The sequence below is a fragment of the Candidatus Methanoperedens sp. BLZ2 genome (assembly GCF_002487355.1).
Classification (GTDB): domain Archaea; phylum Halobacteriota; class Methanosarcinia; order Methanosarcinales; family Methanoperedenaceae; genus Methanoperedens.
This window is the reverse complement of the sequence record NZ_NTMG01000027.1, coordinates 24,099-42,194: the sequence shown is the minus strand read 5'-3', so window position 1 is coordinate 42,194 and position 18,096 is coordinate 24,099. Positions and strand designations below refer to the sequence as shown.

21 protein-coding genes and 2 tRNA genes are annotated in these 18,096 nt (G+C 38.6%); 13 read left to right on the top strand and 10 right to left on the bottom strand.

The window, feature by feature from the left end; translation table 11 throughout:
• The first annotated feature begins 4 nt into the window (after positions 1-4).
• From CL181_RS04205 to CL181_RS04195, 3 genes are all read left to right on the top strand, one after another.
• Positions 5-1,834, top strand: coding sequence for a glycosyltransferase (locus CL181_RS04205; protein ID WP_097297989.1), 1,830 nt, complete (start codon positions 5-7; stop codon positions 1,832-1,834).
• A complete protein-coding gene (locus tag CL181_RS04200) occupies positions 1,831-3,972 on the top strand; it encodes a hypothetical protein (RefSeq protein WP_097297988.1) in 2,142 nt (713 codons plus the stop codon). Before CL181_RS04205 ends, CL181_RS04200 begins: the two co-directional genes overlap by 4 nt.
• 138 nt (positions 3,973-4,110) lie before the next feature.
• Positions 4,111-4,767 carry a hypothetical protein gene (locus CL181_RS04195; protein ID WP_097297987.1) on the top strand — a complete coding sequence of 219 codons (657 nt, stop codon included), beginning with the start codon at positions 4,111-4,113 and terminating at the stop codon, positions 4,765-4,767.
• Positions 4,768-4,770: 3 nt separating this feature from the next.
• Here CL181_RS04195 and hisI read toward each other — a convergent pair whose 3' ends face one another.
• From hisI to CL181_RS04175, 4 genes are all read right to left on the bottom strand, one after another.
• A complete protein-coding gene (gene hisI / locus CL181_RS04190; protein ID WP_097297986.1) occupies positions 4,771-5,136 on the bottom strand; it encodes a phosphoribosyl-AMP cyclohydrolase in 366 nt (121 codons plus the stop codon).
• Between the two features lie 23 nt (positions 5,137-5,159).
• Positions 5,160-5,435 carry a ubiquitin-like small modifier protein 1 gene (locus tag CL181_RS04185; protein WP_097297985.1) on the bottom strand — a complete coding sequence of 92 codons (276 nt, stop codon included), beginning with the start codon at positions 5,433-5,435 and terminating at the stop codon, positions 5,160-5,162.
• Between the two features lie 31 nt (positions 5,436-5,466).
• A complete protein-coding gene (gene thrC, locus CL181_RS04180; protein ID WP_097297984.1) occupies positions 5,467-6,732 on the bottom strand; it encodes a threonine synthase in 1,266 nt (421 codons plus the stop codon).
• 93 nt (positions 6,733-6,825) lie between these two features.
• A complete protein-coding gene (locus CL181_RS04175; protein WP_255251411.1) occupies positions 6,826-7,338 on the bottom strand; it encodes a PUA domain-containing protein in 513 nt (170 codons plus the stop codon).
• An 89-nt stretch (positions 7,339-7,427) separates the two neighbouring features.
• Here CL181_RS04175 and CL181_RS04170 point away from each other — a divergent pair, with 89 nt between their 5' ends.
• Together CL181_RS04170 and moaC are read left to right on the top strand one after the other, a co-directional pair.
• Positions 7,428-8,885 carry an NAD(P)H-hydrate dehydratase gene (locus tag CL181_RS04170; RefSeq protein ID WP_097297983.1) on the top strand — a complete coding sequence of 486 codons (1,458 nt, stop codon included), beginning with the start codon at positions 7,428-7,430 and terminating at the stop codon, positions 8,883-8,885.
• A complete protein-coding gene (gene moaC / locus CL181_RS04165; protein WP_097297982.1) occupies positions 8,882-9,352 on the top strand; it encodes a cyclic pyranopterin monophosphate synthase MoaC in 471 nt (156 codons plus the stop codon). The genes CL181_RS04170 and moaC overlap by 4 nt, the downstream gene beginning before the upstream one ends.
• Before the next feature lie 594 nt (positions 9,353-9,946).
• Here moaC and gatD read toward each other — a convergent pair.
• Positions 9,947-11,197 (bottom strand): Glu-tRNA(Gln) amidotransferase subunit GatD, encoded by a 1,251-nt coding sequence (gene gatD, locus CL181_RS04160; RefSeq protein ID WP_097297981.1) that lies wholly within the window; start codon positions 11,195-11,197, stop codon positions 9,947-9,949.
• A 106-nt stretch (positions 11,198-11,303) separates the two neighbouring features.
• Between gatD and CL181_RS04155 the strand changes: the two genes are divergently transcribed.
• The 4 genes from CL181_RS04155 (at position 11,304) to CL181_RS04140 (ending at position 12,793) form a co-directional block, all read left to right on the top strand.
• Entirely contained in the window at positions 11,304-11,486 is a 183-nt protein-coding gene (locus tag CL181_RS04155) for a hypothetical protein (RefSeq protein WP_097297980.1), read from the top strand.
• 32 nt (positions 11,487-11,518) lie between these two features.
• Entirely contained in the window at positions 11,519-12,562 is a 1,044-nt protein-coding gene (locus CL181_RS04150) for a DUF1464 family protein (RefSeq protein WP_097297979.1), read from the top strand.
• Between the two features lie 46 nt (positions 12,563-12,608).
• Positions 12,609-12,683 (top strand) — tRNA-Arg (locus CL181_RS04145).
• A 38-nt stretch (positions 12,684-12,721) separates the two neighbouring features.
• A tRNA-Thr gene (locus tag CL181_RS04140) sits at positions 12,722-12,793 on the top strand.
• Between the two features lie 86 nt (positions 12,794-12,879).
• Here the strand turns inward: CL181_RS04140 and CL181_RS04135 are convergent.
• Positions 12,880-13,818: a DHHA1 domain-containing protein gene (locus CL181_RS04135; protein WP_097297978.1), complete on the bottom strand. Its 939-nt coding sequence runs from the start codon at positions 13,816-13,818 to the stop codon at positions 12,880-12,882.
• Between the two features lie 193 nt (positions 13,819-14,011).
• Here CL181_RS04135 and CL181_RS04130 point away from each other — a divergent pair, with 193 nt between their 5' ends.
• A complete protein-coding gene (locus tag CL181_RS04130) occupies positions 14,012-14,269 on the top strand; it encodes a hypothetical protein (RefSeq protein WP_097297977.1) in 258 nt (85 codons plus the stop codon).
• A gap of 11 nt (positions 14,270-14,280) precedes the next feature.
• On the top strand, positions 14,281-14,721 hold the full coding sequence (locus CL181_RS04125) for a YciI family protein (protein WP_097297976.1): 441 nt from the start codon (positions 14,281-14,283) through the stop codon (positions 14,719-14,721).
• A gap of 64 nt (positions 14,722-14,785) precedes the next feature.
• Here the strand turns inward: CL181_RS04125 and CL181_RS04120 are convergent, their stop codons facing one another.
• On the bottom strand, positions 14,786-15,319 hold the full coding sequence (locus tag CL181_RS04120) for a dihydrofolate reductase family protein (RefSeq protein ID WP_097297975.1): 534 nt from the start codon (positions 15,317-15,319) through the stop codon (positions 14,786-14,788).
• 8 nt (positions 15,320-15,327) lie between these two features.
• Here CL181_RS04120 and CL181_RS04115 point away from each other — a divergent pair, with 8 nt between their 5' ends.
• Together CL181_RS04115 and CL181_RS04110 are read left to right on the top strand one after the other, a co-directional pair.
• Entirely contained in the window at positions 15,328-15,741 is a 414-nt protein-coding gene (locus CL181_RS04115) for a DUF3795 domain-containing protein (protein WP_217993084.1), read from the top strand.
• A 161-nt stretch (positions 15,742-15,902) separates the two neighbouring features.
• Positions 15,903-16,421, top strand: a complete 519-nt coding sequence (locus tag CL181_RS04110) for a flavodoxin domain-containing protein (RefSeq protein ID WP_097297973.1) — start codon at positions 15,903-15,905, stop codon at positions 16,419-16,421.
• Positions 16,422-16,800: 379 nt separating this feature from the next.
• Here the strand turns inward: CL181_RS04110 and CL181_RS04105 are convergent, their stop codons facing one another.
• The 3 genes from CL181_RS04105 to CL181_RS04095 form a co-directional block, all read right to left on the bottom strand.
• Positions 16,801-17,208: a PIN domain-containing protein gene (locus CL181_RS04105; RefSeq protein ID WP_097297972.1), complete on the bottom strand. Its 408-nt coding sequence runs from the start codon at positions 17,206-17,208 to the stop codon at positions 16,801-16,803.
• 5 nt (positions 17,209-17,213) lie between these two features.
• On the bottom strand, positions 17,214-17,441 hold the full coding sequence (locus tag CL181_RS04100; RefSeq protein WP_097297971.1) for an AbrB/MazE/SpoVT family DNA-binding domain-containing protein: 228 nt from the start codon (positions 17,439-17,441) through the stop codon (positions 17,214-17,216).
• A 95-nt stretch (positions 17,442-17,536) separates the two neighbouring features.
• On the bottom strand, positions 17,537-18,088 hold the full coding sequence (locus tag CL181_RS04095; protein ID WP_097297970.1) for a pyruvate kinase alpha/beta domain-containing protein: 552 nt from the start codon (positions 18,086-18,088) through the stop codon (positions 17,537-17,539).
• Between the last annotated feature and the right edge of the window lie 8 nt (positions 18,089-18,096).

Below are 18,096 nucleotides of genomic sequence, written 5' to 3'. Positions count from 1 at the left end.
TTTTATGAAAAAATCAAATTATTATGAAAAATATTGGAGCAATCCTCAATCAGATAATGATATGCATGTAGCAGATATTCCAAAATGGCCAATAAAAGAACTTAAAATATTTTATTTAAATATTAGAAGGTTCATTGGTGAAGATGTTTTAGATATTGGAGCAGGTGAAGGAATCTTTATCAATTTTTTAAAAGACAATCATAAATCAATTAAATCAATTGAAGCTTTAGAAATTTCAGAAAATGCAATAAAAAGAGGAAAAGAAAAGCATCCATGGCTTAAATATACCCAGGGTTCAGCTGATACTAAACTACCCTATAAGGAGGAACAATTTGATACAATTATTATGACAGATGTGATCGAACATCTCCTGGACGTCGATATGACACTTTCTGAATGTTATCGAATTTTAAAACCTGGTGGAAAATTGATTTTAATTACGCCAGATTTTAATTTATTAAAAAAAATGATAATATCAATATTTTTTTGGGAGAAATTCTTTTATCCTAATAATCCCCATGTTCGTTTTTTCACTCGAAAATCGATGAAAAATATTATGAAAAAACATAATTTCAAAGAAGTTTTTTATAAGTGGGGTTTAACCTGGTACGGCCTGATGCCTCAGAATATGTATACAGTTTACGAAAAATCTAAATTTACTATAGGATCGTGTTTAGCTAATCCTAATGGATGGAGAAATCCTGGCACTTTCGGTGGTGGTGAAAAAATAACTAAAGATACATTTGAAGGTCTAAAAGAGTATAATTTTGAAATTGTTCAAACAAAAAATGGAATCTTCACAAAAAAAGATAATATAAATATTTCAGAATTACAATTACCAATAGAAAAAACTTTTCATCCGTTATTGGATGTCATTGACTTTATCTATTGGTTTTTCCTTGCATCAGTTAAGCTCATCGAGAAAATAAAAATTATAGATTTAGTCTACTCCCCAACAACCAATGCTGCTGATTTTTTGCCATGTTTTGTTGTAGCTAAATTATTTAATAAAAAGCTTATAGCAAAATGTCAGATTACCATTTATGAAGGTAATGGAAATAGCTATTTCAATATATATTCAAACTACAGACATGAAAATAATAGTTTAACAGATAGTTGTATCAGGTCTATTTCTGCATATATAACATTAGTATTATTGAGGCGTTGTGATGTTATAATTTGTCTTACAGACGGAGTAAAAAAATCACTTTCAAATAAAGATATTCCTTATGAAAAATTTGAAGTTAATTATCATGGAATTGATATTGCCAGAATGGGCATGTACACATACAATGAAAAAGTTTATGACTTATGTTTCATGTCAAGAATTGAAGAATATAAAGGTATATTTGATTTTATTGCACTCTGTAAAGAATATCAAAAAATAAATCCTTTGTTCAGAGCAATCGTTATTGGGGATGGTTCATGTCTCAGTTCTGTTAAAAACAAAATTAAGGAATTGGAACTTAATGACAATATTGAAGTGCTTGGTTTTATGGTTGAAAAAAGATTTATTTATTTAGGTAAATCCAGTTTATTAATTTTCCCTACGATCGCAAAAGAGGGATTAGGACTTGTAATAGCTGAAGCCATAGCATGCGGTACTCCAGTAGTTACCTATAAGAACAGAATCTTTGAAGAGGTATTTGGAAGTTTGAATAGTGTTATATTGTGTGAAAATTATGATAAACTGAAGAAATCAACATTTGATATTTTAAGTGACAAAGATAAACTAAATTTGTTATTTAAAAAAGCCCAGTTAGAAGCTTCGAATTTTGATCTTAAAGAAACGATATTGAGAGAAAGTTCCATTATTAGATCAATGATATCATGACAGTTGAAAAGAAAAATAATAGAGCCAATTTCTCTATGACAAATAAAAATTCTATAAAACGATCAAAATACAATAAATGTTATTATATATTTACAGCATTGTTGCTTTTTATTTTGCCATTCCTATTAATTCCAAAAGGTTACATTCTTTATAACAATGATTGGGAATATTTAGGATTAAATCCGGCAAAACAATTATCTTTTATTGAAAGTTCCTGGAGTATTTATAGCCAGGGTTTCAATTTATTCCAGGGCAGGTATATAGCATATTATGTACTAAATTTAATTTACAGTTTTTTTAATAGTTTTGAAATTTATCAGAGATTTATCATAGGTGTTTTGTTTGTATTACAGTTTATATTTTTTAGTTATTTTTTATCAATCTTCAAATTCAGAAATTTTTTTTTAAAAAATATTATATTACCGCTTTTTTTTGTTTTCAATTTATACACTCTTATAAATTTGCAGTTTGGATATATCCAGATAGTAATAATTTATACATTAATTCCATTATTTTTCTCATTGCTCTATAAGATATACAATAGTTACTATTTGCATAAAAAGATTGACACCTTAAAAATAGTTTTGTTAGCCCTGATCACTCCGCTGTTTTCAGTTAGTATTCCAGATATATCCCCTCATCTAATACTTGGCATTGCTATATTAATTTTAAATGGTATTTTTTTTATCAGAAAAGATATTAGATTAAAATTTTTTATAATTACCATTAATGTTCTATTGGCAATTTTTTTTATCATCCCCAATCTCTACTGGATAGTTAATTATTTTTATTTCTGGAGTAGTCCTATAAATCAAGAGCTTATATCAACGGTTTCAAATCTTGAATATTTCAAGAGAAACTTTGAATATTCAACTTTATTATATCAGTTTAGAGGATTAGGGTGGCTTTTAAAAGACTCACAAGGAAGATATTTTACACAACTGATCAGTCTATATAATGAGAATATATTTTTTATTATTACTGGTTTTTTTGTATATACTGTTCAACCTACTTTGCTTTTATTATATTCAAAAAAACACAGAAAAACAATCCTGTTTTTAATAATAATTTACTTGACAATGCTGGGATTCGTAATGGGTTTCAGGGAACCGTTTGGTTTTATCAATCACTTTCTATATGACATAGGTTTTTATCAATTTTTCAGGAATGCTTATGTAAAAACAATGATTTTTTGGGGAGTTGTATTTATTCCTATTTTATATTATTGGTTTATATTATTATATAAAAAAAATGTGAAACTATTTAGAATTATACTTTTTATTAATATAATTTATATTATGACCCCTTTATTTACCGATGCATATTTTAATTACACTGTAATACAACCAAATCCAAATCAAGCCGATATCCGTCACAATTCAACTATTAAAATACCATATTATTATGATGAATTTAATGCCAAATTTAATTCTTATGACGATATAAATTCTATACTTTATGTACCTATAAGTAATGTGTACTATTTTTATGATTGGGGATATGGTGGTGCTTCTATAGTTAAATATTATTTACCAACGACTAATAATGTATATGGTCAATACGATCCTACAGATCAAATTGTTTCATTATGGAATGGTAATTTTGATGCAATTAAAGATACAGATATAAACTATATTTTATTTGATAAACATACAAATGACGCTTTTTTTGACCCCAATAATGTAAGATTAACAAATGATTTTGTATCATTTTTAAAAAATAGTAATTTAACTTATAGTATAGATGATACAAAAGATTACACCATATTTCATTTGAAAAACAATAATAAAATTCAAATGTTTAACGCAGAAAAAGTTCCACTTAGTGTAGATTATGTGCAATTAAAGCCGACAAAATATAACTTATTTGTTTCTAAAGACACTAAATCAATTATTCTATACAATAAATTTGATAATAACTGGATACTAAAAGATACCCATAATAAATATTATGCAATAAAAGAAAATAGAGGATATAATTCCTGGAATATTAATGTCAGTGAAAACCAAAATTTTTCCATTTCTTATGTGTATCAAGAACGATTTGATTTGTATAAACCGGTAGTTTTATATTATTATCTATCAATTTTTTTGATGTTTATTATATTGATATATAAAAATTATCAAAAGATGGATTAGGTGGCATTTATGACTTATAAATGTTTAGTTAATATTGTAAACTACCACTCCCTATCGGAAGGGGCTTTATGACTAGGTTCAATTTCAATTCCCTTACGGGCTTCGAGTTCATTCCACATCATGTATGGTTGAGTTACAATGAATGACTGGCCCCCTTCAAACTACCCGTTTTTAATTGCACTTTTGATTCTTACAGTTACTGCTGTAGCACTTGCTATTGGTGATGATGAACTCGCTGAAAATCTTGCCATATATGTTTATTATTCCCTTATCTTAGGCATAGCAATTCGTTTTTTTGAGCTTGCGCTGCCTGAAGGTAACATGGAAAGGCTCAACCCTGCTAAGGAACGCATTTCAGTTGGTTCGGATTTCATAGGACATCATGGATCAAAATTTATTAGAAATATGGACATCATTCTAAAAAATCTGTACTCTACACTACAATTATATTTACGCAGGGCTATATTCGAAATAAAGGTAAGTATTTCAGGTTTTGAAAAACAACATCCTCCGATAGGCACACAGATTCGAACGAAAATAAGTGTCATCAAGCTGCAATATTTAAAGCGCATCTATATAGTCAAACCTGGAAAAAACATTTCCCTGATATCAGATATTTCCTGGAATACCGCGATTCTTCTTTCTGTATTCCTTATAATATCTTTAGCCTATGGCATTACAATTAACATGCAGTTTGTTAATAGATATCTCGGTAATCTTATTTTGATAATTATCGGCTGGTTGATACTATATATATTATTGAGAGTTCGCTTTTATACAGGACGGCTTAAGTGAGGATTATTTCTTATAAACATCCTCTGGCTCGAATAACTTCTCCCCGATAATCTCACCATCGATCGTCCTGTAGAAACATGACCTGTATCCGGTATGGCAGGCGCCTCCTATCTGCTCGATCTTGAGCACAATAGCGTCAGCGTCGCAGTCTATCAAAATATCATGAACGATCTGCTCATGTCCTGAGCTTTCTCCTTTCTTCCAGAGTTTGCGCCTTGACCTGCTCCAGTAATAACCTCTTTTTGTCTCGATGGTCTTTTGGAGAGCTTCCCTGTCCATGAATGCGACCATGAGAACTTCCCCGGTTTTGTGATCCTGGGCTATAGCCGTGATCAGTCCATCTTCAAATTTCAAATCCTTAATATCCATGAGCCTCAAAAGAAATGAAAATTTTATCCACCGCTAACAGCAGGGAGAATTGATATCTCATCCGCATCCTTAACAGGACTGTCAAGACCGCTTAAGTGTCTTATATCCTCGCCGTTCACGTATAAATTCACGAATCTTCGTACTTCGCCCTTATCAAGAATACGTTTCTCAAAATCAGGGCCGAACTGCTGGATGAGCTTATCAAGAACTGCTTTTACAGTCGTATCCCCTAATTCAAGTATCGTTTCGCGTGCATGTGTCACATTGCTTAATGCTGAAGAGAATCTTATTTTAACCATTTAAATCACCTTTATCTTTACCTTTACATCTTTATATCGCTACAGCCGCCTTCTGTTCATGAATATCAAGTTTTGGCGCAAAAAGACGTTCAAACTCGCTGATCATGGGTTTTATCACAGGCGGGCGCTGCAATGACTTGAGCAGGGTATCCTGTGCCTTAAGACCATTTCCGGTCACATAGACAACGACCCTTTCATCTTTCTGGATATGCCCGCTTTCAACAAGCTTCTTTAAACCTGCAACTGTTGTGCCGCCTGCCGGTTCTGTGAATATGCCCTCTGTTCTTGCAAGAAGATGTATCGCTTCAATTATCTCAGTATCAGTAGGTGATGCCGCAAAACCGCCCGAATCAAGGATGGTCTTCTTTGCATAATAGCCGTCTGCAGGATTGCCTATTGCAAGGCTGTGAGCAACGGTCTCGAAATTCCGGACAGGAACGACTTCGCTGTTGCTCTGGACAGCAGTGGATATAGGGGAACAGTTCAGCGGTTGTGACCCTGATATCTTGAAATCTGCTTTGTCAACGAGGCCAACGCGTTCAAGTTCCTTGTATCCTCTGGAAATAGCACAAAGTAGCGCTCCGCTGGCCAGGGGTGCAACAACATGGTCAGGAACCTGCCAGTTCAACTGTTCGGCAGTTTCATAAGCCAGCGTCTTTGAACCTTCAGTATAATATGGGCGGATATTGATATTCACGAAAGCCCAGTCAGGATGGGAATCTGCAACCTCGCTTGCAAGTCTGTTGGCATCGTCGTATGTACCTTCCACAGCAATGACATTTGGCCCGTAGATGAGCATCTGCACGATCTTGCCAAGCTCGATCGTGGCTGGTATGAAAATATATGCAGGAAGTCCTGCCTTTGCCGCATGGGCGCCTACTGCTGCTGCAAGGTTTCCTGTACTTGCGCATCCCACGGCTTTGATATCGAATTCAAGAGCCTTTGAAATTGCAACAGATGTTACCCTGTCCTTAAATGAATTTGTGGGATTTACCGACTCATCAAGGATATAGAGTTCATCAAGCCCCAGCGCTGCTCCCAGACGCCGGGCCCGATGCAATTTATTAAAACCAGCACCAAGGTCGACACGCTTCTCCGATTCAAGGGGCAGCATATCCGCATATCTCCATATGGATTTTGGACCCGCAGCAATCTTCTCTTTGCTTATATGATCTGAAATATAATCCCAATCGTAATTGACTTCAAGAGGCCCGAAGCACTCATAACATGTATTCTGGATACCTGCAGGGTACTCAGTTCCACATTCCCTGCATTTTAATCCGATGACGTGACTCATTAACTTCACCTCTGCATATTACTACATTACCATATATAATATTTACTATACCGATTGATAACCCATAGTAATAATCAGGGACAAAAAAAACGTTCAATCAATATCAGGTTTGTCTTTTGTATCAATTCCACTTCTTACATCTACTGAAATACCTTTCTTAAAAGCCTGCATTTCAATAGCGGACAATATAGTTTTTCCTGTTGCAAGCAGGCGATCATTTTCATCCACTATAAGAACCTCCTGCCCTGCCCGGATTTCAGGATCAACTGCCACAACATGACGCGAAAAAGCGGTCTTGCCTTTTGCAACAAATGGCGCAGCATCGCTGTTTACAACAACTCTTTGTCCAGGATACTTGATAAATCCATGTAGCTTCCCTGCTCCTTTCATGCTCAGGGTCAGCATACCGTCCTTTGCCCTGACCGTTGCTATACGCTCGTTATCAAGAAGTATCTGGCGGACCCTTTTTGTGGTTGAGAACTGGAATTTGACCTCATCCGAAAAAAGGATTTCGCCAGCACCGCGGCCGAACTGGTAATCAGCAATTGTGCGGACGCGTTTTATGTGAGATTGTTTAATATCCATTTGTTGAGGTGTTTGATCCATTTAATACCCTTAAATAGAGTATATCTTATTTCATTATATCCCTTAAACATTTAATAAATTATAAGTGTTCATGTGCTGATTATCAATATATGCAAACAATCACTTCAGCCCGCATGGCAGCCATAGACACAAATTGTGAATACCTGGGGATAAAACGTCTCCAGCTCATGGAAAATGCCGGTGCTGCAGTTGCCAGTGCTGTTAAAGAAAGAATAAGTTCAGGAAAGGTTGTGATCATTGCAGGCAGGGGTAATAACGGCGGAGATGCTTTCGTTGCTGCGCGACATCTCGGTGGTTATGATGTCACCGTGATCCTGATTGGAAAAAAAGAAGATCTCAAAACACCAGAAGCGCTGCATAACTGGAATGTCCTTGAAAAAACATCAATTCCGCTCGTGGAATTCACGAATTCAACATTCTTCGATCCTTCCATATTAAAGAATGCAAAGGTTATCATTGACGGGATCTTTGGAACAGGCGTGCGGGGGAGAATACATGAACCTGAATCCACTATTATTGATCTGATAAACGGCTCCGGCGCTTTCGTGCTTTCCGTGGATGTGCCATCAGGGTTTGATCCTGATGGTGGGGAATTTGACAAAGCAGTGCATGCAGGACTGACACTTACGTTTCATAAAATGAAAACAGGTTTCCTTTCACAAAATGCCCAACAATATACAGGTGAAATCCGTGTTGTTGATATCGGAATACCAATTGAAGCAGAATTTTATGTCGGGCCCGGTGATATCCAGCCCTTCTTGAAAAGACCTGCAATAAGCCATAAGGGCGATGCAGGAAGAATCCTTGTTATCGGGGGCGGGCCATATTCAGGAGCACCCGCACTTTCTGCACTTTCTGCACTTCGGGCTGGCGCTGATATCGTTACAGTTGCTGCGCCAAAGAATGTTTCGGACATCATCGCCTCGTATTCTCCAAATCTCATTGTAAAAAAGCTTACTGGAGAGATACTTGTTGAAGATGATATACCGATTATTTCGAGGCTTATTGAAAAACACGATGTGGTTGTCATGGGTATGGGTCTTGGGAATGCAGATGAGACCCTTTTGGCCATTGAAAAAATAGTTCCACTATGCACGAAAGCAGTTATTGACGCCGATGCTCTATCCCCGCAATTGGTCCCCTTCCTGGATAAAAATATGATCCTGACGCCCCATGCTGGCGAGATGAAAAGGTTGTCTGGTAATGATGTCCCGGATGAGCAGAAAGAAAGAATTGAATTCATAAAAAGTTTTGCACAAAAAAATGAAGTCACAGTACTATTAAAAGGTGCAATTGATCTAATTTCCGATTGGTTAGAAGTCAGAGCCAACAGGACTGGCAATGCAGGCATGACCGTTGGCGGAACAGGAGATGTCCTTGCAGGCCTGACAGGAGCCCTTTTTGCACGGTGCAAATCTCCTCTTGAAGCTGCTGCATGCGGAGCATTTATTAATGGCGCAGCCGGAGACATGGCATTTAAGGAATTTGGATATGGTCTTCTGGCTACTGATATCATTGATTACATCCCGGCTGTGATGAAAGCATGAAATTCTCACATATCGAGGATGGCAGGGCTAAAATGGTTGATATCAGCGAAAAGCATGATATTTTTAGATACGCAACAGCCACAGGCGAGATACAATTAAGGCCGGAAACAATTGCAGCTATCAAGAATATGGAAATTCAGAAGGGGGCGGTTCTTGAAACTGCACGCATCGCTTCTGTTATCGCAATAAAAAACACTTCTTCTGTGATCCCCATGTGTCATCAAATACCGATAACGGGGATTGATGTTCAATTTGATCTTGGAATGGGAAAGGTGAAAGTGACAGTTGAGGTAAAATCCATTGGAAAAACCGGGGTAGAAATGGAAGCACTTCATGGAGTAAGCGTAGCGCTCCTGACAATATGGGACATGGTAAAATCAGTGGAAAAAGATGAGACCGGAAACTATCCATCTACAAGGATCAAAAATATCCTGGTACTTGAGAAGATCAAGCAAGAAATAGAATAGTGCAGGTCAGGCGCCTAATAAAAACGATGGGTCGAAGGAGACTGAGGGTACTAAAGGCATTAGGCGCCTGATTCTACAGCAATATTAATGATGTTTTAAAAGTATTTAATATTATCTGTTATATTCTTCAATATGAATAATTATGCTCATCATCATAATTGTATTAAAGTAATAGTAATTCACAAAAAAATTTCATGAAAAATCTGTTCTTAGGAAAAATGGTGTAGTTACCAGGCGCCTAATAAAAACGATGGGTCGAAGGAGACTGAGGGTACTAAAGGCATTAGGCGCCTGATCCTACAGCAATATTAATGATGAATTTGAAAGTATTTAATATTATCTGTTATATTCTTCAATATGAATAATTATGCTCATTATCATAATTGTATTAAAGTGCTAATAAAACAATCCGGAAAACCTGTTCTTAGGAAAAATGGTGTAGTTTTCAGGCGCCTAATAAAAACGATGGGTCGAAGGAGACTGAGGGTACTAAAGGCATTAGGCGCCTGATTCTACAGCAACTATCATAATGTTCTGCTACTATTTAATATTTACCTATATATTCTTAAAAAAAAATAATTATTATTATGCTCATTATGAACGAGTACTTCGAGTGAGCTCGCCTGCGATATTGGTGTGCATCATGGCAGTTATTTTTTCGATGTCCTTCGTTTGCCCCAATACCCACATTAATTTTACAAGAGCTACCTCAGAAAGCATATCTTCACTTTCGATAGCACCTGCTTTCAGGATATCCCTGCCTGTATCATAAACACGATCGCATACCCTGCCGTTTATGCATTGTGAAGTCATGACCACAGGGATTCCGGCATCCGTTACTGTTTTTATAAGCGGGATCCATTCCGTGGAAACATGTCCAAGACCAGTTCCTTCTATTACAATACCCTTATATCCGGAACCTGAATGGAATAAAAGAGATTCATCACTTGCGCCCGTAGTATATTTTATCAGGGCGCATTTTGATTCCAGTTTATCATTTATAGCAAGTTTTTTTTCTCCTCTTTTTATAAATGGAGAGAGCATTTTAATTTCCCCTGAAGGATATTCCACACGTCCTATTGGGCGCGCGTTAATCGATTGGAAAGCATCGCGCCGTGAGGTATGCATCTTGCGGACTTTTGTTCCCCTGTGAATATAACAGAAATCATCACTCGTAGAGCCATGCATCACTACGCATACCTCGGCGATATTACTTGTTGCGACTTTAGCTGCACATATTGCATTCATGGCATTATCGCTGCTTGGCCTGTCAGCACTTCGCTGCGAGCCGACAAGCACGATTGGAACAGGTGTTTCTATCATAAAAGAAAGCGCTGCAGCTGTATACATCATGGTATCTGTGCCATGAGTGATGATGACACCGTCTGCTCCGTTCTTTATTTCCTCATATACGGCGCGTGCAAGCTCCACCCAGTAAGATGGTCGCATGTTCTCGCTCAGGATGCTGTAAATCATCCGGCAGTTGTAATTAGCTATTTCTTCAAGTTCAGGGATCGCAGAAAGAACGTCGTCTGCTGAGAATTGTGACGTTACGGCTCCGGTGCGGTAATCTATCTTGCTTGCAATGGTGCCGCCAGTTGAAAGAATTGAGATGCTGGGAAGTTTTTCTTTTTTATTCTTATCCACTTGACCGGTTCCAGTATGGGATATTTTTTCTTCTTTCTTATCAAGCAATTTCAAAGACGCTGACTCTTTTTTTATCCCGATATTGTATCCGTTTTTTAATTTTAAAACTATCCTGTCTGTCTGAGAAGGCATCAGAGTCCCCTCATATTTCACGCCATTAGTCTCTAGGCTTACTTTATCGTAGATTTCTGCTTGCATGATAATCCCGTTCTTATTTCATAATAGCCATAGATAATAAAAAACTTGTGCCAGATCAACCAATACTCTTATTCATCAGGGCAGGAATATATGAAAGGGAGGTTTTATGTCAGCTCATAGTAAAAGAAAGACATATTTTGAAAAATGTCCGGTATGCGGTGGTGAGGATCACCCGCTGGTTGATGAGACTATCTATTTTGATGAACTTGCGCCCAATGTCCCTGTTCTTGCCGAGGTCACTCCGGGTCACTGGGTAAAAGTAATTGAACGCAGGCCGGCAAAAACATAAACATTAATTAGATAGTATGATAACTTGGGGATATGGTAAGAGTAATCGGCATAGACCCGGGAACAAAAAGTTTTGATTTTTGCGGTCTTGATGATGAAAAAATAATTCTGGATATTTCAATATCCACGAAGGACATAATCAAAGAGCCTGAGCTGATTTCAAATATCGTAAAAGAAACAAAGGCAAATCTTGTTGTGGGACCTTCGGGCTTTGGCATTCCGATCACTAATATCAAAGATATAGGTCAGAGGGAATTATTTCTTATGTCGCTTATTAAGAAAGATGACAGGAAAAGTCTCCTTGGACTTCGTACATCCATAATGCGGATGCAACACAACAAACTCCCTGTCATTTTTATTCCGGGGGTAATACATCTTCCTACTATCCCATCCTACAGGAAGTTGAATAAGATCGATATGGGTACAGCGGATAAACTATGCTGTACTGCTCTTGGAATACGTGACCAGGCATTAAAGTATAATATCGGGTACAGTGAAACCTCATTCATAATACTCGAAATGGGATTCGGATATACTGCCGCTGTTGCAGTAAATAATGGAAAAATCGTGGATGGTATCGGTGGAAGTACAGGTAATATCGGTTATCTCTCACTCGGTGGAATGGATTCGGAGCTTGCTTATCTGTTGGGCGGTTTCAATAAGGAACTTGTTTTTAAGGGAGGAGTTGAAAAATTTGCAAGAACGCCGGAAGAACTGATGGATAATGATGATGCTTTGAATGCATATCTTGAAGGCGCAATTAAAGATATCCTGCAACTTACGGTATCTGTTGATCCGCGAGAGATACTTGTTTCCGGCAGGATATCAAGAGTTGAGGGTCTTTTTGAAGAATTAAAACGCAGGCTTGATATTGCGCCAGTCAGGAGGATCGAGGGTTTTGGGACAAAAACCGTCAAGGAAGCTGCCCAGGGCGCTGCGATCATTGCAAACGGGCTTGCAGGCGGGAGCTATTCGCAGCTTATTGAAACGCTTCAGATAAAGGAAGCTAAAGGAACATCACTGGATTATATATTATTGCCTGAAATAGAAACATTGAAAAATGAATACGGGATTTGATGCACAAAGCTTTTTAAATAAACAAAACATCTTGGAGTTCCTCGCTGGGCTCGTGGCTTAGCTTGGATATAGCGCCGGGCTTCTAACCCGGATGTCGAGGGTTCGAATCCCTCCGGGCCCGCTGAAAAATATATCCGGCAGAAATCAAAAATCAAAAGCGCCTCGGTGGCTTAGAGGTATAGCGCGTCCTTGGTAAGGACGAGGTCGAGGGTTCAATTCCCTCCCGGGGCTCCTTATAATTTTAGTATGAATCCGATATACGGTTTCACATTTCAGCGCCTGTATTTTATCTATCCAGCCCCATTTGCATCGCTTCATTAGCCTATCGCTTCATCCAGATTATATAAGAATGCTTCCAGTTCTTTTTCCGGAATGCGTGCTCCTGCTGCAAATGGATGACCTCCTCCTGTCCCTCCGTGATATGGCGCCACACGGCGCAGTATTGTATTTAAATCCATATCACCGTTGCGCCTGCGGATACTGATATCATACACATGTTTTTGCGACCTGTATTCGCAGGATACACCCACATTCGCATTCCCGATAGAGGCGGCATATATTGCAGCTTTTGACATATACCCGTTAATATCCTGGACATAAGCAAGGTTTTTCAATTTCACTACTTTATGCCTGACATCGTCTTTTATCCCCTCTTCCTTTCTTGATGCGATGACAGCCGATTCAAGAAGACCTGCAATTTCAGGAGGAGGAGTATCCCCGGAAAGTGCATCCAATATCCTCCTCTTATAATCATAATCCCTGCCGACGTGTGTTATTCCCTGGATTAGTGTTCCAGCATAGAAATACAGCGTTCTCGTATCCCAGTCGCGCTCCCATTTTTTTATGAGAGATGTCTCGCTGAAATCACCTATGGCTCCGTAAATTGCCACCCGCCTCATATCCCGGCTGAGTTTTCTCTCAAGAATCCGGTATGCCTGTTCCGAAGATGAACAGTTGTCGTGATGAAACCAGCTTTTATTATAGTTCTTTTCAGGCACAGGGTGGTGATCCATGTATATCACATTTGATTCGGTATCAAGCTCATTTAATTTAATTTTCAATTGAGGGGAGGTTTTCTCATCGATAGCAATATCGCATATCACAATGTTGTCATAATTCCCGGCAAGATTGTTCAGTTCCCCGAGCAGGCTCACAGGGCTTGTAAAAAATACCTTGGAATCTGGAAACGCACTTTTAGCAACAGCTCCAGCGCAGATACCATCGCAATCGCCATGGGTAAAAATAATCGAACTCATATTCACCTGAAAGCTATAACTGGTAAGGCAATAATGGCAAGCAAGGCGTAAAAATCTGCCGCAACATAGTCCGCATATTTGATGTCAATGGAATAGCTCCCACTGTTTCGGGCGAAGTGCTGCAAGAACAAGAAATAAATTAAAATAGAATGAGAACCATTTTATAATAGGAAGTAAAAATTTGGAGGTTAGTATGAGAACAAAAGACATTCCTGAAGTTTTTCATTCGCTTATACCTGATCTGGTTGTGCGCGATGTGGCCCCTGAAATGAACGTGTTCTCACCCCAATCGCCAGGAGGCGGCACAAGTTCCAGCATGTTCCTGTATGTTGATGATGTGGATTCTGTCTTTACAAAGGCTGTTTCCGCAGGCGCCAAAGTAACCATGCCCCTTGCAGGCCAGGAAACCTTAATTTTTCTTTCCAGGAGATTCAGTAGTTTCATAAATTAAAAGGAGATACAATGCGATTCATGATGTTTATGATCCCGAAAGTCTACCAACCTGATACGCCATCCGCAGAGAGAGCCGTGAAAGGATTCACCCCTTCTGCTGAGTCTGTCGCCAGGATGATGAAGTTCAACGAAGAACTGGCAAAAGCTGGCGTGCTGATCTCACTCGACGGGCTTCATCCGATCTCGAAAGGTGCACGTGTCGCTTTTTCCGGCGGTAAACAAAAAGTGACAGATGGACCCCTCATCGAAGCAAAAGAAGTAATCGGCGGCTACTGGATGATAGATGTAAAGTCAAAAGAAGAAGCCATCGTTTGGGCAACGCGAATCCCTGCAGAAGATGGCGATGTGATCGAGATTCGCCAGGTGTTCAAGATGTCAGACTTCCCATCTGATGTCCAGAAAGCTGCAGACAATCCGAGGGTGAAAGCACAGGTGGAGAAGCGCAAGTAACTTCGAAAAACAGGGGATATTTATGGAAAAAGGTCATGTTGCCAGAGCATCAATCGTTTCAGGTCTATTTTGATCGTTCATAAGAAAGCTGAACCAGCCCTGATGGATAGGCAACATTTCGACGAAGCTGCAGCCTGATTTCTGGCATGCCACTGTGAAAAAGCAGAATTCCCTTACCCAGTAGAATTGGAAGAACGGAAATTATGTACCTGTCAATCAAGTTCTTTCTTAAGAATTCCCCTGCGATCTGAGCCCCGCCGACAAGCCAGATGTTTAAGCCATCTTTTTGCCGAATTTCGGAAATAAGCTTACAAATATCGCCGCTCCAGTACTCAACATAATCATCTTTGGGCCTGGCAGTTCTTGATATGACGTAACATTTCTTGTCCTTGTAAGGAAAATCCCCAAATGTCAGCACCTGATCATATGTCCTGCGTCCCATGATTACCGTATCAACTGACTTCAAGAAGTCTTTGTAACCGTAATCCTCATTCCGGGATTCAACCATCGACAACCAATCAATGTCACCATTTTCACGTGCAATATAACCATCAAGACTCGTAGCAATGTAGAGAACTATTTTTCTGTTCGAAACCATGAAATTCCATGATGTCTCTAATACTTAATATAGGGAAGGAGTCAATCCGGGCGATTTTCATTTTCCGGCAGATTTTTCAAGCATGTCCCGTATTCGTTGCCACAGCAAATAACGACAACGGATTGAGGCAAAAAACCGCCAGAGAATGGTCTAAACTTTATGCTGGCCAATTAAGGGAGTATTCCGGAAAGAACAATCTTTCACCAGAAGATATGAATTGCAGCGGTTGTCAGTCGGAAAGCGGCCTTTTCATAGGATGCATGAACTGCCCGATAAGGAAATGCGGTCAAGAGAAGAAGATCATCTCGTGTGCGGGTTGTAATGAATATGAAACGTGCAGTATGCTGAATGGCTTTTTATCCATTCATCAACATGCAAAAGAGAACCTGGACAGGATACGTGAAAGGGAGCTCCTTAGATAATAAGGGCACATCGACTGGTGCAGTACACCGAAAGATTGATTTCAATTTACCCAATACCCAATGGCTCTCATTAAGCGAAAGCTTTTATCCACAGAACATCTAACATTAATGTGTGAGTGGGATCAATAAATCACTCATTTAAAAGATAAGGAGAGAAAAATATGCCAAAAGTAGTTGTTGTATATCTCAGTACATCAGGTAATACAAAAGCGATGGCAGATGCCATCGTCGATGGTGCAAATTCAAGAAATGCCAACGCCAAAGCCGTGAATTTCCATGAAGCAAAAATAGAGGACATAATTGCTGCGGATGCCATTGCGATCGGCTCTTCAACATTCCATTATAAAATGCTGCCTCCTATGGAAAAATTCATTGAAGATCTTAAAAAGGCAAACGTAGCAGGCAAAGTAGGGGCAGCTTTTGGATCTTATGGATGGAGCGGTGAGGCGCCTATAATGATCGCAGAAAAAATGCGTGAGCTTGGAATGAATGTAATAGATCCGGTATTACGTATTCAATATCAACCTACTGAAAAAGATCTTGATGAATGTAAGAGACTTGGAAAAGATATTGTATCTAAAGTGAAAAAGATCGCTGAAAAACCCACCAGGGCAGGAAGCGGTTCAAAGCTCGAAGATGTAAGCGTGCGGGAAGTAAAAATGGGTGAGAGTGGTCACTGAAGGAAACTAAAGAAAAAGCAGTTCAGTAAGCTGCGAAAAAATAAAAAAGAAATTAAGCTTTAAACCATCATTTCTTCTTAGGTGCTGGTTTATCCTTGGATTTCTTTTTCTCCTTATTGGACATGAGTTTGTTCGCCTCCTGACATTAAGGTCATGGTTATTATGTTTATGAGCATATGAACTTTTCTGTGACAGTTGGAGAAGTGTATCAGATATACCTGGAGTTTTATGGGATAAGACTGGGGTAAGAGGGAGTGAAGGAAAAATGGCAAGTCATGCAGGATAGGGGAAAAAGGAATGTATCCAAAAAGAAGAACATCAGACTGATCTTTTTTTCATGATCGTGAATGAATATTTTAGGTCGGTTCGACTTGAAAACTTATCTTGCCATTTTTAAAGCCGTTTTCAGGTTAATTTTTTTCAAATATTTGAAGTCATCAAAATGAGTGTCGTCTGTTAAAATATGCTTAACATTTTCTAAAACACCGGTTGCAGCTATCAATGTGTCTCCAGTCGAAAGACCGCAGTCCCTGTGGAATTCTCCGCCGCGTATTGCTATTGTACGATCAATATCTATGATATCCAGTTTCGAAGAAAGTAATCCATTTATTTTTTCCTTGTAAATGTCCCCAAGGAAATTGATTATTTCAGTCAAAGTAATAACTGAGACAACCCCGGTGATTTTTTCATCCTCTATTGCCTGTGAAAGCTCATGATAAGGACCAGCTTTGTTCTCTTCAGTGAGAATATCGTATATGATCATTGTATCCAAAAGAATTTTTTTCATTCAAGTTATCTCCAATTTTCCCGCCCCTCTCTTATTTTCTTTCTTACTTCTTCCCTTGTATATATCGGCTTTACCGAACCGCAAAGGTCGGTAAGTTTCGTTTCCGGCTTAATTATAACCTGCTGGTCCTGTTCTATAAAAACAAGTTTATCTCCTTCCTTAAGCCCATATTTTTTTCTGAGTCTAGCTGGTATTACTACCTGCCCCTTCCTGCTTATTCTTGAAGTTTGCATTTTTTACACCGTTTTACTATGTTGTACTATATATGCATATATCTATCTATATCCTGATCGGGGCCAGCCTTCGGAAGAATTGTTTTGATCTTGTCCTAAAAATCAATTGGCTTTACAATATATTCTCTCAGTTTAATGTCAAAAAATTTATTTGAAGAACTCGCTTTAATAACGGCAGCGGTATCCGCTCCCCTTCCTGTTCCAGCTACTGCAATAACATCTGAGAACGGGATCAGCCCGGCATCCGCACTCATAGCCACGATCTCAACAACCACCTTTGTTCCCTGGCCGAAAATTCTCAGGGTATCAGCCACAGTCTGCTCATAAGATTGAGAGCCTCTCTCCTTAAGTGCTGTCCCAAGACCTCTCAAAACCATGGTTCCTGTATGAACCTTTCCATCCATACTCTCGATTTTCTTTTTTATTTCAGGATCAAACGTTTGAAGATCTGGCTCTCTGATACCAGTGTTATGGGTAACCACTACCAGTTTTATTCCTGTGCCTTTCAACATCAGGGCAGCGGCAAGTCCTGTATTCCCAAAAGTTGATGCAACAACGATATGACTTATCCCGCGCTTTAATGCCTCTTCTTTAGCAATTTGTAGAGTTCGTTCAGTGTTCTCTTTACCTGCTTTCTCAAAATACATTTTGTTCA

Coding starts and splice junctions, on each gene's coding strand:
- CL181_RS04205 (WP_097297989.1), top strand. CDS start 5: ATGAAAAAATCAAATTATTATGAAAAATATTGGAGCAATCCTCAATCA.
- CL181_RS04200 (WP_097297988.1), top strand. CDS start 1,831: ATGACAGTTGAAAAGAAAAATAATAGAGCCAATTTCTCTATGACAAAT.
- CL181_RS04195 (WP_097297987.1), top strand. CDS start 4,111: ATGAATGACTGGCCCCCTTCAAACTACCCGTTTTTAATTGCACTTTTG.
- hisI (WP_097297986.1), bottom strand. CDS start 5,136: ATGGATATTAAGGATTTGAAATTTGAAGATGGACTGATCACGGCTATA.
- CL181_RS04185 (WP_097297985.1), bottom strand. CDS start 5,435: ATGGTTAAAATAAGATTCTCTTCAGCATTAAGCAATGTGACACATGCA.
- thrC (WP_097297984.1), bottom strand. CDS start 6,732: ATGAGTCACGTCATCGGATTAAAATGCAGGGAATGTGGAACTGAGTAC.
- CL181_RS04175 (WP_255251411.1), bottom strand. CDS start 7,338: ATGGATCAAACACCTCAACAAATGGATATTAAACAATCTCACATAAAA.
- CL181_RS04170 (WP_097297983.1), top strand. CDS start 7,428: ATGCAAACAATCACTTCAGCCCGCATGGCAGCCATAGACACAAATTGT.
- moaC (WP_097297982.1), top strand. CDS start 8,882: ATGAAATTCTCACATATCGAGGATGGCAGGGCTAAAATGGTTGATATC.
- gatD (WP_097297981.1), bottom strand. CDS start 11,197: ATGCAAGCAGAAATCTACGATAAAGTAAGCCTAGAGACTAATGGCGTG.
- CL181_RS04155 (WP_097297980.1), top strand. CDS start 11,304: ATGTCAGCTCATAGTAAAAGAAAGACATATTTTGAAAAATGTCCGGTA.
- CL181_RS04150 (WP_097297979.1), top strand. CDS start 11,519: ATGGTAAGAGTAATCGGCATAGACCCGGGAACAAAAAGTTTTGATTTT.
- CL181_RS04135 (WP_097297978.1), bottom strand. CDS start 13,818: ATGAGTTCGATTATTTTTACCCATGGCGATTGCGATGGTATCTGCGCT.
- CL181_RS04130 (WP_097297977.1), top strand. CDS start 14,012: ATGAGAACAAAAGACATTCCTGAAGTTTTTCATTCGCTTATACCTGAT.
- CL181_RS04125 (WP_097297976.1), top strand. CDS start 14,281: ATGCGATTCATGATGTTTATGATCCCGAAAGTCTACCAACCTGATACG.
- CL181_RS04120 (WP_097297975.1), bottom strand. CDS start 15,319: ATGGTTTCGAACAGAAAAATAGTTCTCTACATTGCTACGAGTCTTGAT.
- CL181_RS04115 (WP_217993084.1), top strand. CDS start 15,328: ATGATGTCTCTAATACTTAATATAGGGAAGGAGTCAATCCGGGCGATT.
- CL181_RS04110 (WP_097297973.1), top strand. CDS start 15,903: ATGCCAAAAGTAGTTGTTGTATATCTCAGTACATCAGGTAATACAAAA.
- CL181_RS04105 (WP_097297972.1), bottom strand. CDS start 17,208: ATGAAAAAAATTCTTTTGGATACAATGATCATATACGATATTCTCACT.
- CL181_RS04100 (WP_097297971.1), bottom strand. CDS start 17,441: ATGCAAACTTCAAGAATAAGCAGGAAGGGGCAGGTAGTAATACCAGCT.
- CL181_RS04095 (WP_097297970.1), bottom strand. CDS start 18,088: ATGTATTTTGAGAAAGCAGGTAAAGAGAACACTGAACGAACTCTACAA.